The sequence below is a fragment of the Levilactobacillus cerevisiae genome (assembly GCF_003946245.1).
Taxonomy (GTDB): Bacteria; Bacillota; Bacilli; order Lactobacillales; family Lactobacillaceae; genus Levilactobacillus; species Levilactobacillus cerevisiae.
On record NZ_RHNN01000010.1, the window covers coordinates 80,912 to 95,069 of the forward strand.

At 49.3% G+C, this 14,158-nt stretch carries 14 protein-coding genes; 10 read left to right on the plus strand and 4 right to left on the minus strand.

All coding sequences use genetic code 11. The annotated features are described in order from the left end of the window. Nucleotides 1-7: 7 nt before the first annotated feature. A complete protein-coding gene (locus EKM99_RS06465) occupies nucleotides 8-1,405 on the minus strand; it encodes an SLC45 family MFS transporter (RefSeq protein ID WP_191983303.1) in 1,398 nt (465 codons plus the stop codon). A gap of 238 nt (nucleotides 1,406-1,643) precedes the next feature. Here EKM99_RS06465 and EKM99_RS06470 point away from each other — a divergent pair, with 238 nt between their 5' ends. From EKM99_RS06470 to EKM99_RS06495, 6 genes are all read left to right on the plus strand, one after another. Continuing rightward, nucleotides 1,644-2,642: a LacI family DNA-binding transcriptional regulator gene (locus EKM99_RS06470; protein WP_125582042.1), complete on the plus strand. Its 999-nt coding sequence runs from the start codon at nucleotides 1,644-1,646 to the stop codon at nucleotides 2,640-2,642. A gap of 245 nt (nucleotides 2,643-2,887) precedes the next feature. Next, the gene (locus EKM99_RS06475) at nucleotides 2,888-3,388 is read left to right on the plus strand and encodes a hypothetical protein (protein ID WP_125582044.1); all 501 of its coding nucleotides are present in this window, start codon (nucleotides 2,888-2,890) and stop codon (nucleotides 3,386-3,388) included. Between the two features lie 11 nt (nucleotides 3,389-3,399). After that, nucleotides 3,400-3,924: a hypothetical protein gene (locus EKM99_RS06480; protein WP_125582046.1), complete on the plus strand. Its 525-nt coding sequence runs from the start codon at nucleotides 3,400-3,402 to the stop codon at nucleotides 3,922-3,924. Nucleotides 3,925-4,078: 154 nt separating this feature from the next. Further along, nucleotides 4,079-4,579: a hypothetical protein gene (locus tag EKM99_RS06485; RefSeq protein WP_125582048.1), complete on the plus strand. Its 501-nt coding sequence runs from the start codon at nucleotides 4,079-4,081 to the stop codon at nucleotides 4,577-4,579. Between the two features lie 108 nt (nucleotides 4,580-4,687). Next, nucleotides 4,688-5,197, plus strand: coding sequence for a hypothetical protein (locus EKM99_RS06490; RefSeq protein ID WP_125582050.1), 510 nt, complete (start codon nucleotides 4,688-4,690; stop codon nucleotides 5,195-5,197). A gap of 23 nt (nucleotides 5,198-5,220) precedes the next feature. Continuing rightward, nucleotides 5,221-5,709 carry a hypothetical protein gene (locus tag EKM99_RS06495; RefSeq protein ID WP_125582052.1) on the plus strand — a complete coding sequence of 163 codons (489 nt, stop codon included), beginning with the start codon at nucleotides 5,221-5,223 and terminating at the stop codon, nucleotides 5,707-5,709. Between the two features lie 168 nt (nucleotides 5,710-5,877). On the opposite strand, the gene EKM99_RS06500 is transcribed toward EKM99_RS06495, so the two are convergent. Then, nucleotides 5,878-7,527, minus strand: a complete 1,650-nt coding sequence (locus tag EKM99_RS06500) for a peptide ABC transporter substrate-binding protein (protein WP_125582054.1) — start codon at nucleotides 7,525-7,527, stop codon at nucleotides 5,878-5,880. 683 nt (nucleotides 7,528-8,210) lie between these two features. Here EKM99_RS06500 and EKM99_RS06505 point away from each other — a divergent pair. The 4 genes from EKM99_RS06505 (at nucleotide 8,211) to EKM99_RS06520 (ending at nucleotide 12,721) form a co-directional block, all read left to right on the plus strand. Then, nucleotides 8,211-9,284, plus strand: coding sequence for an AEC family transporter (locus tag EKM99_RS06505; protein WP_125582056.1), 1,074 nt, complete (start codon nucleotides 8,211-8,213; stop codon nucleotides 9,282-9,284). 21 nt (nucleotides 9,285-9,305) lie between these two features. Then, nucleotides 9,306-10,310, plus strand: a complete 1,005-nt coding sequence (locus EKM99_RS06510) for a 2-hydroxyacid dehydrogenase (protein ID WP_125582058.1) — start codon at nucleotides 9,306-9,308, stop codon at nucleotides 10,308-10,310. Between the two features lie 96 nt (nucleotides 10,311-10,406). Next, nucleotides 10,407-12,011 carry an ATP-binding protein gene (locus EKM99_RS06515; RefSeq protein WP_164511543.1) on the plus strand — a complete coding sequence of 535 codons (1,605 nt, stop codon included), beginning with the start codon at nucleotides 10,407-10,409 and terminating at the stop codon, nucleotides 12,009-12,011. Next, nucleotides 12,008-12,721 carry a response regulator gene (locus EKM99_RS06520; protein WP_125582062.1) on the plus strand — a complete coding sequence of 238 codons (714 nt, stop codon included), beginning with the start codon at nucleotides 12,008-12,010 and terminating at the stop codon, nucleotides 12,719-12,721. Before EKM99_RS06515 ends, EKM99_RS06520 begins: the two co-directional genes overlap by 4 nt. Nucleotides 12,722-12,781: 60 nt before the next feature. Here EKM99_RS06520 and EKM99_RS06525 read toward each other — a convergent pair whose 3' ends face one another. Together EKM99_RS06525 and EKM99_RS06530 are read right to left on the minus strand one after the other, a co-directional pair. Continuing rightward, the gene (locus EKM99_RS06525) at nucleotides 12,782-13,441 is read right to left on the minus strand and encodes an EAL domain-containing protein (protein ID WP_125582064.1); all 660 of its coding nucleotides are present in this window, start codon (nucleotides 13,439-13,441) and stop codon (nucleotides 12,782-12,784) included. Between the two features lie 182 nt (nucleotides 13,442-13,623). Then, nucleotides 13,624-14,151: a GNAT family N-acetyltransferase gene (locus EKM99_RS06530; RefSeq protein WP_125582066.1), complete on the minus strand. Its 528-nt coding sequence runs from the start codon at nucleotides 14,149-14,151 to the stop codon at nucleotides 13,624-13,626. Between the last annotated feature and the right edge of the window lie 7 nt (nucleotides 14,152-14,158).

The window sequence follows — 14,158 nt, forward strand, 5'->3', positions numbered from 1 at the left end:
ACTAATGCTAGTTTACAGAATTTGCAGATAATTTGGGATGAATAACACTCACAGCCACGGCACCTAATAAGAAGGAAATGCCGGCGATGACTAACATACCGGGCATTGATTGACCGATAGCTGGGAAAATTGCGAAGCTGGCCAGAGACGCGATGATTTGTGGTAAGCAGATCCCACAGTTGAAGAGTCCCAGGTAGGCCCCTTCGTTTTCCCCGTTGAGGGATTCCGTGAAGAGGGACATGGCCTGCGTTTGCATGGTTAAGTAGCAGATACCGATCAAGCAGAAAGGTAAGACTAACAGCCATTGTGAGTGGATGAAGTAGATCCAGATCATACCCAGGCCACCCATCACCAGGCTGATGCGGAACCAGAATTTCCGTTGGCTCGGCTTGGTGTGGGAAAGAACGGCAAAGCCCCAAACAACGGCGGCCAAGGACTGGATGCAGGAGAGAATCCCGAACCAGTTACCGGCAGCCTGGTAGCCAGCAGAAGCGGCGTTGGCGGTGTGCCAAACGTTGTCGGCGATGGCCCCGGTCCCGTAAGTCCAGAGATATTGAATCGCAAACCAGTCGAACAACTGGACGAAGGAAATTTCCCAGAAGGCGCGTGGTGCCGTCTTGACGAGGTGCCAGAGACTTGCGGTCTTTTGCTTGGTTTCCGCCTTAACGTGGTGGAAACGGTTATACGTTTCGGGATCGTATTCTTTCACTGAAATAATTGTGTAGATGGACGTTAACAAGAGAATTCCGGCACCAATGTAGAAGGCTAACCGCACGGATAAAGGGACGGTCCCTTTGGCAGCGACGTTGGAAACCCCAAACCAGGTCAACAGGAACGGGAAGATAGTGGCCAACACGCCACCCAAGTTCGAGTAGGACTGTTGCCAAGACCAGGCCAAATCTTTTTGGTCTTCGTTGACCATGTCACCAATGATCATCTTGAACGGTTGCATGCAGACGTTAGATGACAGGTCCATGAATAGAATGGCGACGGCCCCAAACATCAAGGCGGCGATGGACGCGTAACCGAAGCCAAACGATCCAGCGTTTGGTAACAGAATCATGACCAGAGCGGCGATGGGCGCCCCAATCATCAGGTAAGGCATCCGCCGACCGAAGCGATTCCAGGTGATATCGGAGTATTTCCCAATCAAGGGTTGAACGACCATTCCGGCCAACGGTGGCAATAGGAAGAAGAACCCCAGCTTCGTGGGATCAGCGCCAATCGTTTGGAAGATCCGGCCCATTTGCGAGGACTGCAGGGAGAAGGCCATGTTGACCCCGAAGAAGCCGAAGGTCATGGCGAAGATGGTCTTCAAGGGTAATTTTGGTAGTGAGTTTTCACTGGCGGTCGTGGTTGCGGTCGTCGGGGCTTGCTCACTTTCTAAGGCTGTGTTTTGAGCCATTGTGATTCCTCCTTAAAAAATGAAAATTCTATAATTGCTATCACGAATTCAATGAATCAAGTAACCGCTTACAAATTGAATTCTAGCACTTTACACAAACGTTTACAATGGCTTAAAACAAGAAAAGCAAACGTTTGTGTAGAACTGGCCATTTCCTGGCATTTGGCTTTGTTATTTCGCACGGTTAACGGTAGAATAAGACCTGAAGACGAAATGATGTGAAAGCGAGGTGGCCGTGATGGCTGCGACGATTAAGGATATTGCGAAATTGGCGGGGGTCTCAACGGCCACCGTTTCTCGGGTGCTGGCGAACAAGTCGGCATTCTTCAGTGCGGCCACGGCCACGAAGGTGCAGGATGCCGCCACTAGCCTGGGGTATCAGAAGAATACGGCGGCAGCGGAACTGGTGACGCACCACAGCCACGTGATTGCGGCCGTGGTCAATTCGACCAAGACTAATTTTGCCAATCAGATTATTGAAGGTATCCAAGAAGAAGCGCACCGGCATGACTTGAACGTGATCATTTTGTATGCCGGGGATGCCGATCCCGAGCAACAGCGACGTGCGCTGATGACCGTGATCGAACGGCCGGTGATGGGCATTCTCCTTCTGTCAGTTGACCTGGCGGCGGAGAACTTAACGTTGTTGCAGAACGCCCAAATCCCGTACTGCTTTCTCTCGATTTCCTTTGATGGCGAGCAGTTGCCCTACATCACGTCAGATGACTGGCAGGTGGGGTACCAAGCCACACAGGCGTTGCTCAATCAGGGCCACCGCAAAATTGGGCTAGCCGGAGTCGACCGGGACTTTCATACCGGCCGTCAACGGGTGTTGGGTTATACGCAAGCGTTGCGGGATGCTGGAATTACGCCGCAGGCCGAGTGGATTCAGCTGGGAAATTACAGTTACGCTGCCGGCCAGACGGCGATGCGGGCGTACGGTGGCCAGACAGAGTTGACCGCCATTGTTGGTGCCAGTGACATGGCCGCCATTGGCGTGATGAACCAGGCTCGTGACCTAGGTTTGTTGGTGCCCGCGGATCTATCCATCGTGGCCATTGATGGTACGGAACTCTGTAGCCTGGTGCAGCCACAACTCACGAGTGTGTCACAAAACTTTTACGAAATGGGTATCGCGGGGGTCCAACAACTGCGGTCGACCGAAAGCTTGCCACAGAAGATTACGCCAATTAAGTTGGTATCCCGGCAGAGCGTGCGGATGGTGACGCCCAAGTAAGGGGCAAGAATATAGAATAAACTAGGCGTGAGTAGAAAAAAATCTACGCACGCCTTTTTCGTGTTTTCACAAGCAAAATCGTTACGCAACCTACAAATTGTGTATGTTAGTGAATTGGCTTCTTATCAGTGCGTGCCGTTGATATTTTTGACGAACCAAAAACATCTTGTATTATTAACGCGCTTGGACTATCTTTAAATTAGTTAGTTGAAACAACTATTTCGAGGAGAAAGCAGGGGAATAATGTGGAAATAAGACAATGGTTACTGGCGAGTATGGCCCTGATAGCCGGGAGCGTTGCGATTAGTATTTCTGCGCAGGCGGATACGTTACCTGAAGACTATCAAGGGAACTGGTACGGCTATATCAGTTCTGAAAAGGTTCACCAGCAGCGTCATTATTATGTGGGCCAGGTAACTTTGACTGGTGATCAAGTGGCGTATGACTATTTTTACACCGGGAACAAGCAATTGAAGAAGCTTCAGTGGAAGTGGGGAGCAAGTGCGTTAGCAACCTATAAAGCTAAGACAGACAAGCAGAACCGACAGAATTACCGGATTTATACGCCAGTTTATTCTGACGAGGTTTTAGCACGCGTTCGACTGACGGTTACTAAGCTTAATGGCAAGAAGATCCAAGCACTGGTTCTACATACGGATGATGAAGACTTATATCTCTTTAAAAAACCAACTCGCAGTCATGCTTGGGGTTTTGAACATGAAGATGAGCTGTATATTTATTACTGAGTAGGATGGGGATGAGAACAATGAAAAGTGGCAAAAATTTATTATTGGGATTAGGCAGTCTGATTTTTGCATTACTGTTAATTGGGCCGAGAGCACAAGCTAATGCTAAGCTACCTAAGGCCTATCAAGGAACTTGGTACGGTTATGCTTATGCCAATCGGGTAAATCATGTAAAAACGTATTACGTTATTCAGTTAAAGATAACGAACAACCAGTTAGATTACAATTTTCTGAAAACGACCAAGCCAGATCTTAGCGGTTTAGTATGGCAGTGGGGCGAGCGGACTCGAGTCACCTACAGCAAGAATTACCGTAAACATAAACAACTTGGTTACCATTTTGATGCATCAGCTTTTAATTCATTAGACGTTAACAAAATGCAGTTGTCTCAAGTCAAGGTTGCTGGTCAGAATGAAACTCGGCTAAAGTTCTGGGGTGGCGGTGGTTTCCCAGTTTCAGCGTTTCGGCAGCCCGTCAATTCTGGCGATTGGGCTTGGGGCGATGATTATGAGGACATGATTCCAACAGATGAATAGGAGCGGAACTTATTGTGGAAAGGTTTAACGCCACTAATAGTTGTTTTAATCCTAGTGATAACAAGAAATCTGATTATTTAGAACACGACCCAGACAGCGATGTTGCCTAGGTCGTGTGCGTGGGGAAAAAGTGCCTGACACAGGGGGTTAGTATATGCATAAATTTGTCAAAGGCTGCCTGTTGATGCTGGCCAGTTTCAGTTTCTTTGCGGTCGTTGGCACCACCACTGGCCAAGCCGCCAGCAAGACTGTCGCTCTACCCAAGAGCTACCGCGGTACCTGGTATGCTTACTTAGTAACGGACCGAACCCATCATGTGAAATATTACTACACGTATCAATTGCGGATGACTGATCGGTTGCAGACGACGAAGTATGGCATCAGTTCTCACACCAATTTATCACACGCAACAACGCAAGCGACCACTAAGATTGGCGTCACGTATCAGCGAACGGTTTCCAAGAAAAACCGGGTGAGTTATCGCGTCCGGATGTTGCGGGATCAAACTTCTTTAGGCAAGTATTGGCTCACCACGGTTAAGGTTCAGGGAAAACCCACAACGGCATTGGCCTGGGATGATGAGGATGGGGACGATGTTGTGTATGCCTTTCGTAAATTGCAACGCACCCATTGCTGGAACACTTTCTACTTCTAAGGCGGCCACTAGAGCCTATTTTTGGGACGTCGGGAATTAATTAACACAGCCACGCGACGCCTGAAAGTAGGTGCTTGCGTGGGAAAATCATGACTTGGAGGAGTTAAGATGAATAAATTGATTAAAGGGTGCCTACTGGTGCTGGCCAGTTTCAGCTTCTTTGCGGTCGTTGGCACCACCACTGGTCAAGCCGCCAGCAAGACCGTTGCGCTACCCAAGAGTTATCGGGGAACCTGGTATCTTTACGGTGGCGTTTCGATGGATAGTGCCAATAAGCTACCGGTTTTCACGGTCGTTCGATTAAAGTTACAGTCGAAAAAGCTGAATCTCGGCGTCTATACCACCAATACGCCGGATCTCAAATCGCAGGCTTGGCAGTTGAGTATTGCCTCGCCGGTGACCTATACTAAGAGGATTAAGAAGGGGCATCCTGCAGTTTATCGGGTCCTTCCCCGGTCGATGGAAGGCGAGTCGCTTGCGATTCTAGGCAAGACCAAGGTGAAGGTCAAGGTCTTGAATAAGCGGGTTAAAGCGTTGCGCATCAACCTCGATGGTGACCTGGTTTACGCATTCCGCCGGCCGTTACAGAGTCATGCGATGGACACGTTGTTGGATTAATTTGGAGAGGAGAGTCACCACTCATGAAAAAAGTAATCACCAGTCTGGCCGTCTTACTAGCCAGTGTTAGTCTAGCCGGCCTCAGCGACACCGCGACCGCCCACGCCGCCAGTCAACCCAGCAAGTCGGCGACGTTGACCAAGAGCTACCGCGGGACCTGGTACGTGTATGACGGCTCTTTCAAGGAAGCTGGTTCGCCGCGCCTCTATAGCGTGGAGAAGCTCCAGTTTGCCAGCCATCATTTAAAAGTGACGCAATATCTCAGCAAGAATTCAGCGCTCACGGGCCGTACTGAGCGGCTCTCAGCAAACTTCCAAATGCGTTATCAGAAGCGGTCGGGCGGCTACGTGATGTGGACGAACAAGCAAAAAGTGGGGACGCTGAAGCGGGCGAAGGCCAAGGTTCATGGAAAATCCATGACCGCTTTGAAGGTGACTATGCAGGGAACGAAACTAACGGCCTTTCGCCGGGCCGTGGCCAGTCATGCCGTTGGCTTTTACCAACTTAGTTAACGAATCACTCAAAAATAGGTTCCAACCGATGCGCACTTCAAACGCCGGTTGGAACCTATTTCTACTATAGTAAAGACATTTACTGAAGCGACAGGGTGCTGGCTGATGGGGCCTGCCAACCGCACGCCAAGGGGGCAGCGTGTTGCGTTGGACTAAGGTTACGCGTATTTATTTTGCAATATAAGTTGTCTTGAAGTCGTAAGGCACACCAGCTGGGTTGTAGTTGATGTTCTTGACGTTCTTCCGCAACAGTTGTGACTTAGCGGCCTGGTACAGTGGAATCGTGCCTTGATCGTTCATCAGAACCTTTTCGGCAGCAACCAGCTTGCTCCAACGCTTTGAGGCTTGGTTCCCATCCTTGTTTTCGGATTCATCGAGCAGCTTGTCGTATTGCTTGTTGGACCAGCTGGAAGTGTTGTAGCTCGAGTTGGATTCGTAAACGTCCAGGAAGTTGATTGGGTCAGCGAAAACGGATTGCCAGCCACTCAGCGTCAAATCATAATTCTTGTTATGTTGGCGCGTGATCAGTTGCACGTAAGGAATCGTATTGATGGAGACCTTAACGTTGGGCAGCTTTTGCAGCGAACTCTGGAGGAATTCGGCCGTTTGCTTGCTGGCGTCGGTGTCGGAAACCAACAGGGACACGTTGAGCGATTTCTTACCGGTCTGCTTCAGCCCTTTAGCGAGAAGCTTCTTGGCCTCAGTCAAATTGTAGGAAACGGCGGATTTCACTTCAGCTTCACTGTCAAAGCCTTCGCCCGTCTTGGGGTTGTTGCCCATGCCGGCTGGCACGTAACCCTTGGAAACGGTCGAGCCATCTTGCAGGACGTCATCGACCAGTTGCTTGCGGTTGATGGCCAGGGAGAAGGCCTTCCGCACGTTCACGTTCTTGAAGGCGGGCACCGTCTTTTCGTTGAGACTCAGCCGTTGGGTCCCGGTTGGGAGGCGTTTAACAAAGTTTTCGTTATTCTTGTTGTTCTTGACCTGTTGGCCGTCGAGTAACGTCTCGTCGGTCTTTTTTGCATTAAATAAGTTATAACTGGTCGTCGTGCTCTTGGTCACGACCTCGTTGATCTTGGTGAGGTGGACGGCCTTCTTATCCCAGTAAGTCTGGTTCTTGGCGAGCGTCCAGGTGGTGCTCGTGCCGTTCCACTTGCTCAGACGGAAGGGCCCGTTGTAGACGGTCGTGCTCGAGCTGGTCCCGTACTTCTTGCCGTATTTTTGCACGGCGTTTTGGTTGACCGGGTAGAAGAGGGGCCAGGCCAGTAGCTTCTTGAAGTAGGAAACGGGTTTGGTCAGCTGGACCGTCAGCTTGTATTTGCCATCGGCCTTGATGCCCAGGGAACTGAGTGACTTCTTGCCGTTGTTGATGGCCTCGGCGTTCTTGACTTGGAAGAAGTAGAAGGCATCCTGTGACGCGGTCTTGGGGTTCACGGTCCGTTGCCAGGAATAAACGAAATCCTTGGCCGTGACCTCGTCGCCGTTGGACCACTTGACGCCCTTGCGGAGGTTAAACGTGTAGGTCTTGCCGCCGTTGGTCACGCTGGTCTTGGTGGTCAGCGCGTTGGCGGGGGTGCCCTTACTGTTGAGGCGGTAGAGGCCCTCTTGCGTGTTCTGGAGCACGGTGAAGCTCAACGTGTCCGTGGCTTGGGCGATATCGTTGGTCGCTAGCTCGGAAGACTCCGTCCAGTTGAGAACCTGCTTGTCCGCATACTTACTACTGCCATTGCTACCGCTGGTGCTGGCCTGACTGCCACACCCGGCTAAGGTTAAGAGGCTCAAAGCCGCCACCGTTAAAATCGTTCCCTTTTTCTTCATCCCAATGCATCTCCTCAAAATAAAATCGTCCCTATGTAATTAAACATAAGGACGATTTCACTCGCGGTACCACCTTGATTTATGGGGGACTCACATCCACCATCTCCGTAACTTCTGTTGCCAAAAGTCGGAAGCGGTAACGGGCTTCAAATCGAACAATCAGCTTCCACCAATTGTTAGCTACCAGGCTCATCTTCGCTGCTCCGTTGTAAGCCACCTTTTCAGCTACCGGTGGTCTCTGAACTTAGCGGGAACGGCTACTCTTCCTGGTGATGCGTTCGTGTTTTCTAATATGGCTCTAATAATAGCGAGCTGCGGTGAGTTTGTCAACAGGGAAAGTTGAATTTGTTTAAAGGCTTGGTGGCGGGGATGCGGGGTACTTATAGGAGGAGATGGGATTGGGCGGTGGAAAATATAATTATTTTTATCATGGAATTCACATTTTGGAAATGGGTGATTGTTTTGGGTTTTTATGCAGGGTAAAACGTGGTACTTGGATATGATTAATTTGATTTGCGGTTCAAAAATGTGTGCGCCCCTCAACCTCATTTTGTGAAACAAGTAACTGGTTAGACCACCGCTTACATAACTTACATTAATTGCAAAACTTTCGCTATGTATATTACTGAGCAAGATGGCAGTAAACTAAGGTCATCAATTGGAAAACATACGGAGGCGACACCATGAGCGTGTTAAAAGCAGTTGAGTCAACTTTCACGAATGCAGCAATTATTAGTTCCATCACATCGACGATTTTCATTATCTTACTGGGATTCTTCCTTCGGCGACGGGGGACGTTCGGCGCAAACTTTGGGAAGGTTTTGACCAAAGTCGCATTGACGGTTGCCATTCCTGCCTTGGCATTCAATTCATTCATGCAACCCATGGATGGCGATGCCTTCAAGCAAGGAATGGGTGTCTTGGTCTGGGGGATTGTGATTTATATTCTTTTGATTCTGGTCACGCCGTTTCTCTACCAGCGTTACGTTAAGGGAGAACGTGAAGTTTTAGCAATCTTAACGACGTTTGGTTCGACCACATTTTTCGGGATTCCCATTGTGGGTGCAGTCTATGGCGCCAAAGGGGTTATGTACAGTTCCATCTTCAACATTGGCTATCGAATCTTCCTGTACTCGTATGCCTACATCAAGATGTCTGGCTTGAAAATGGAAGCCAAAAACATTAAGAAGATGTTTGCCAACCCAATTGTTATCGCTACTTTCTTGGGGCTCTTCATGTGGTTAGCCCAACACATGGTGCCACAAATGACGGTGACCACGGCAGTCAATGGTGTTCAAACGACTGGCTTGTCAACCGTTGCTTTTTACCGAATTGACCAAACCGCGTTGTGGCTCTACAAGCCGCTCTCTTACCTGGCAAATCTCTCATCACCACTAGCCTGGTTGGCCATTGGTGTGACCCTGGGTTCAATCTCATTCAAGGATGCTGCTAAGGACAAGACGCCATGGTATTACGCCTTGAACAAAGTTGTTATGGTACCCTTATTGAACCTGGTCATTCTCTGGTTGCTGAACGTCACGGGAATCTTGCCACTCAGCTTTGTCGCCGTGGCGACGGTCGTGGTTATGATGGCAACACCAACGGCTTCGGTTGCATCGGCGTATGCGATTAGCTTTGATAGAGAAGCGGTTATGTCCTCCAATGCCGCTTTCATCTCGACCATCTGTGCGGTTGTGATGATGCCGATTTGGATCGCCGTCTTGCAGGTAATCAGTGGCCTTGGAATCTTCAAATAAGAAAAAGGATGGCAGATAAAAATGACAAAAATCACAGCATATGGGGTCCGTCCCATTGAGAAACCTTACTTTGACAAACTGAATAAATATAACTTTGAGATGACGTACGTTGAGGACCTGCTGACGCACGACAATGTCGAAGCTGCTAAGGGGACTGACGCCGTTTTAGTTCGCGGAAATTGTGTGGTTGATCGACAGAACTTGGAAAAATTTGCCGCCTGGGGCATTAAGCGCGTGTTCACCCGCTCCGTTGGTTACAACCATATGGACTTACAGAGTGCGGCTGAGTTAGGCATCCAAATGGCCCGCGTGCCAGGCTACTCACCCTATGCGGTGGCTGAACTGGCATTTACGCTAGGAATGACATTATTCCGTCACGTCAATCTCGGTATCAGTCAAACGCGCCAGGGCAACTTCACCATCTCACCAGCTATGTTTAGCAAAGAAATTCATACGGCTACGGTCGGCATTGTGGGGATCGGCCGTATCGGCTATACCGAAGCCAAGCTGTACAAAGCCTTGGGGGCCAAGATTGTGGCCTACGATCCATATCCGTCAGATGCCGCGAAGGACTTAGCAGAGATGGGAACGCTAGAGGACGTGCTACAACAAAGTGACATTGTCTCCATTCACGTGCCCTACTTCCCGGGCAAAAATGAGGACCTCGTGGATGCCAGTTTTATTGGTAAAATGAAGCCGGGTGCCGTGCTAATTAATACGGCGCGTGGCGAACTGGCTAACGTGGACGCCATTCTAAACGGCCTGGACACCGACCAAATTAGTGGTTATGGGGCCGACGTCGTGGATGACGAGGTTAATATCATTGGAAAATCATTTGATACCGAAGCAGCGATTCCCGATGCCGGCGTTCGGCGGTTAGTAGCTGCTAACCCGAAAGTCTTGATTACGCCACACGTGGGGTCATACACGGAACCGGCGTTGGAAGACATGATCAGTATCAGTTATGATAATTTTAATGAAGCACTGACCACGGGCACGACGAAAAACGAAATTAAAGCTAAATAAAACAGTAGACCCGTCTTAAATTGTGTTGGCAATTCGAGACGGGTCTATTGTTTTCGGTAGGCTGAATCACGTATGATTAAGGACGAGGTGGCGCACATGGCATTTTTCAAGAGACATATACCATTTTGGGTGATTGTGATTGCCGTTATGACGGTGACAATTGGTCTTTCCGTGGCAACAACAACCGTCCTAATTCAGCGAGATACCGTTGCTGAAAGTAAGCAGACGACACAACACCGGATCCTGCGGGTAGCGCGGGCTACGGCCAAAATGCCGGAAGTCAAGGCGGTGATTCAACAATCTAATCAGGGTTCCAATCAGAATCTACAGAAATTTTCCAGAAGTCTGGTTAAACGGGATGATGTCGATTTCATTGTTATTTTGAATCATAACTTAATCCGGCTTTCTCATCCGAAAAATAGTGGGGTCGGTCACCATTTTAGTTCGCTCAAGGATCCAGTTCCGGCACTTTACGGGCATGTTCACTACTCGCAAGAGCCGGGAATATTAGGCCCGGAATACCGGGTGTTTTATCCCGTCTATCGTGGTAAAAGCGTTGTTGGCGTCGTTTGCGTGGGGATGACGCAAAAAAACATACGTGATCAGATAGCCAAACGCACGCGGCCCATTTGGATTGGGGGCCTCGTCGGCATCATTACCGGCGCGATATTAGCATTCTTATTGGGGATGTATCTTCGCTACATTTTGCTGGGGATGACCCCCAAAGAAATCGCGGAGCGAACGGCACGACAGACACTGATTGATGATTCATTGCCAGAAGGTATTGTGGCGATTAACAACCATGGAATTGTGATTTCGGCCAATCAAGTGGCGGTTGATCTCTTTGGAACTGAGCTGGCCGTTAATAAAAAGCTTCCGGCAAACCTGCAGACGATGCTGTTTCCTGGTGAGGTTGCCGCGAACACTGACAATGGTTCGGAAATAGAGTTTCAGGATAAACAATTATTGCTCTCAACCAATAGTCTGAAAGTTCGGGAACGCCAGATTGGTCAAGTCGTCTTAATTCGAGATATGTCGGAGATCTCCGGCCTACTGAATAAATTAACCGGAACGGAGCATTACGTTTCTTCACTGCGGGCCCAGACGCATGAGTTTATGAATCAGCTACAGGTGATCAATGGCCTCCTGGAGTTAGAAGACTACCCTGAGGTGACAAAATTTATTCAGCAGATCACGGATACCTATCATCAGGACGTGGGTTACATCTCGGATAAAATTAAGTGGCCGGCAATGGTGGGTTTGCTCCTTGGGAAAAGCAAAGAAGCTAAGGAACAACAGATTTCGTTTGAAATTACGGCGGATTCGTACGTGCCACAGCTGTTGCTGGAGAGTCACGTGGAAGTCTTATTGTTGCGGATTGTCTCCAACCTGTTAGATAATGCTTTAACAGCGTTTGACAACATGAGTCCTGAAAATAAAGTCAGTTTGCAGCTGCAATTTCAAGCGGAGACTGCCAAATTAAAGATTAGCGTTGCCGATAATGGTCACGGAATTTCGCCGGCGGTACGGAAGAAAATGTTTGAGCAGGGATTTTCGACCAAAGGAGATAATCGGGGTTACGGGATGACCTTGATTCGTTCAGCGGTTGACGAACTGAAAGGCAAGCTAACGGTTGCAGACAATCATCCCAAGGGAAGCCGACTGACGGCAGTGGTCGAAGTGAAGGAGATAACAGTATGAAGATCTTAATCGTAGAAGATGATCCGATGGTCCGCATGATTAATCATAGATTTCTAGAGCGAATCGCTGAATTGAAGGATGCAACGGTGACGGAAAGTGAGAGTGCTGTTGCGGCCCTAGATTTACCTGATCTGGCGGATTACGAGCTGGTTCTGTTAGATATGTATTTGCCGCAGATTAACGGGACCCAGTTTCTCAGTGAATTAGTGCAACGACAACTTCATCCGCAAGTGATCATGATGACGGCTGCCAATGACCAGCAAACGTTGAAGGAAGCCGTGAATTACGGCGTTTTGGATTTCCTAATCAAGCCTTTTTCCTTTGACCGCTTTCAAAAGGCGATTGATAAGTACCTGAAGATGATGGTCGTTGATCATAAAACGACGGTGTCGCAAACGGATTTGGATAGCCTATTTTTAGGGGACGTGACGGCCGTGCAAAGTGGCGGTCGCAAGGCGTTGCCTAAAGGCTTGTCACGCTTGTCGCTCCGAAAAATTGTGGCAGCCCTACAAGAGTTTCCCGCGACGTTTGCCAACCAAGAAGTCGCTGATCATACCGGTTTATCACGAGTCTCCACGAAGAAGTACCTGGATTTCTTGGCTGAAATTGACTATCTTAACTCAGAAATTGTTTACCAGAAGAGTGGCCGACCGCTGACCAAATTTGCCATTAATCAGCAACAAGTGCAAGTTATTCACGACTATTTGTAGCCACAAAAAAACGGAACGCCAACCAAGGGCCAGCGTTCCGTTTTGCATCTCACAATAAATTTACCCCGCGCAGTAAGGCACCGGTTTACTATAATAATACCCCTGTGCGATCTCCGCGTTGTACTGCTGCGCCAAGGCCACGTCGCTTTGATCTTCGATGCCCTCCAGCGTGAAGCCCAGCTGGTACATGTCGGCAATCTTGCGCCAGGCGTTTAAGCTCGGCAGCAATTCCTTTTGCCGGTGCTGCAGGCGAAAGTTCTGCATGGCAAATTTAATACTGTCCATAAACGGCAGCACGTCTTGGATGGCCGGGCACCACGGGTTATCCGTGCCGACGTCATCCAGACTCAATTTGATGTCAAACGAGCGGTACAACGGCACGTAGCGGTGGAGTTCTTCCAGGTTAGGCGCCTCCGTCAGTTCAATGATTAGGTTTAAATTTTTAATGGATTTCTTCAGGTGAATCAGGTGGCCGATCGTTTCGCGGTCCGTGAATTGCGCCCGGTTCAGATTAAATGAAATCTCGGGATTGTCCTTGTGATCCTTTAAAATGTTCGTGATCTCTTGGTAGGACAGTGAGACTTGCTGGTCCATTGGGAGCGCCGTGAAATCGGTCGGCGTGACCCAGTAGTCGTGATGATATGAACGTAGTAATAATTCATAACCAGCTAATTTTTGCGTGACCGCGTTGACTTGCGGCTGGACGAAAAAGCGATACATTTTAAAAGAAAATCCCCTTTCCAAAAATTGCGGGTGATAAAGTCATACTGAGTATTATACCGCATCCCGCAATTGATTTATAGCCGTAATGGTGCACGACTTTAGTAATTTGTCACCCCACTTTGGCAGGGTCGTCCGCTAAGTGAACGGTTGACCTAGGCAAAAGGGTAACACTTGTGACTTTAGTCCGCCAGATTCAGTTCGTAAGCGTGACGGAGATTGTCACCGGGCTCGTCCACGTGAATCTCGCCGCGGTACTGGTAACCCAGGCTGGTCGCAATCGCCTGCATCCGCTGGTTCATGGCGTGCGTGTCGATCCGGAAGTTACGGACACCCTGCTGGTAGGCCTGACTAATCAGGTTAGAGAAGAAGAAATGGCTCAGGTGCTGGCCAGCAAAGTCGGCGCTCAAGGCAATCCGATGAATCGTGGCGTACGGGGCGGTCGTGTTTTGCCAACCGCTCCCATCAATTTCGTGATAATTGGGGTCGTCACCGACCACCTGGGCCGCGGTCCCGGCCACTTGACCATCAATCATCAACAGCCAGCTCTGTTGGGCCATAATATCGCGTCTAATAGCCGCTTCGTCCGGGTAGCCATCTTGCCACTGGGGACTGCCATCGGCCTTCAACAGGGCCTTAGCGTTGGCAATAATTGGCATGATGGCTGGCACGTCAGCCGCCGTTGCGCGTTTCAAATAAATTAAACTCATTGTTCGT

What these genes read in the sequence shown, in the direction of transcription:
- EKM99_RS06510 (WP_125582058.1), top strand. Translation starts at nt 9,306, where the DNA reads ATGACAAAAATCACAGCATATGGGGTCCGTCCCATTGAGAAACCTTAC.
- EKM99_RS06465 (WP_191983303.1), bottom strand. Translation starts at nt 1,405, where the DNA reads ATGGCTCAAAACACAGCCTTAGAAAGTGAGCAAGCCCCGACGACCGCA.
- EKM99_RS06530 (WP_125582066.1), bottom strand. Translation starts at nt 14,151, where the DNA reads ATGAGTTTAATTTATTTGAAACGCGCAACGGCGGCTGACGTGCCAGCC.
- EKM99_RS06485 (WP_125582048.1), top strand. Translation starts at nt 4,079, where the DNA reads ATGCATAAATTTGTCAAAGGCTGCCTGTTGATGCTGGCCAGTTTCAGT.
- EKM99_RS06470 (WP_125582042.1), top strand. Translation starts at nt 1,644, where the DNA reads ATGGCTGCGACGATTAAGGATATTGCGAAATTGGCGGGGGTCTCAACG.
- EKM99_RS06525 (WP_125582064.1), bottom strand. Translation starts at nt 13,441, where the DNA reads ATGTATCGCTTTTTCGTCCAGCCGCAAGTCAACGCGGTCACGCAAAAA.
- EKM99_RS06515 (WP_164511543.1), top strand. Translation starts at nt 10,407, where the DNA reads ATGGCATTTTTCAAGAGACATATACCATTTTGGGTGATTGTGATTGCC.
- EKM99_RS06490 (WP_125582050.1), top strand. Translation starts at nt 4,688, where the DNA reads ATGAATAAATTGATTAAAGGGTGCCTACTGGTGCTGGCCAGTTTCAGC.
- EKM99_RS06495 (WP_125582052.1), top strand. Translation starts at nt 5,221, where the DNA reads ATGAAAAAAGTAATCACCAGTCTGGCCGTCTTACTAGCCAGTGTTAGT.
- EKM99_RS06505 (WP_125582056.1), top strand. Translation starts at nt 8,211, where the DNA reads ATGAGCGTGTTAAAAGCAGTTGAGTCAACTTTCACGAATGCAGCAATT.
- EKM99_RS06520 (WP_125582062.1), top strand. Translation starts at nt 12,008, where the DNA reads ATGAAGATCTTAATCGTAGAAGATGATCCGATGGTCCGCATGATTAAT.
- EKM99_RS06500 (WP_125582054.1), bottom strand. Translation starts at nt 7,527, where the DNA reads ATGAAGAAAAAGGGAACGATTTTAACGGTGGCGGCTTTGAGCCTCTTA.
- EKM99_RS06480 (WP_125582046.1), top strand. Translation starts at nt 3,400, where the DNA reads ATGAGAACAATGAAAAGTGGCAAAAATTTATTATTGGGATTAGGCAGT.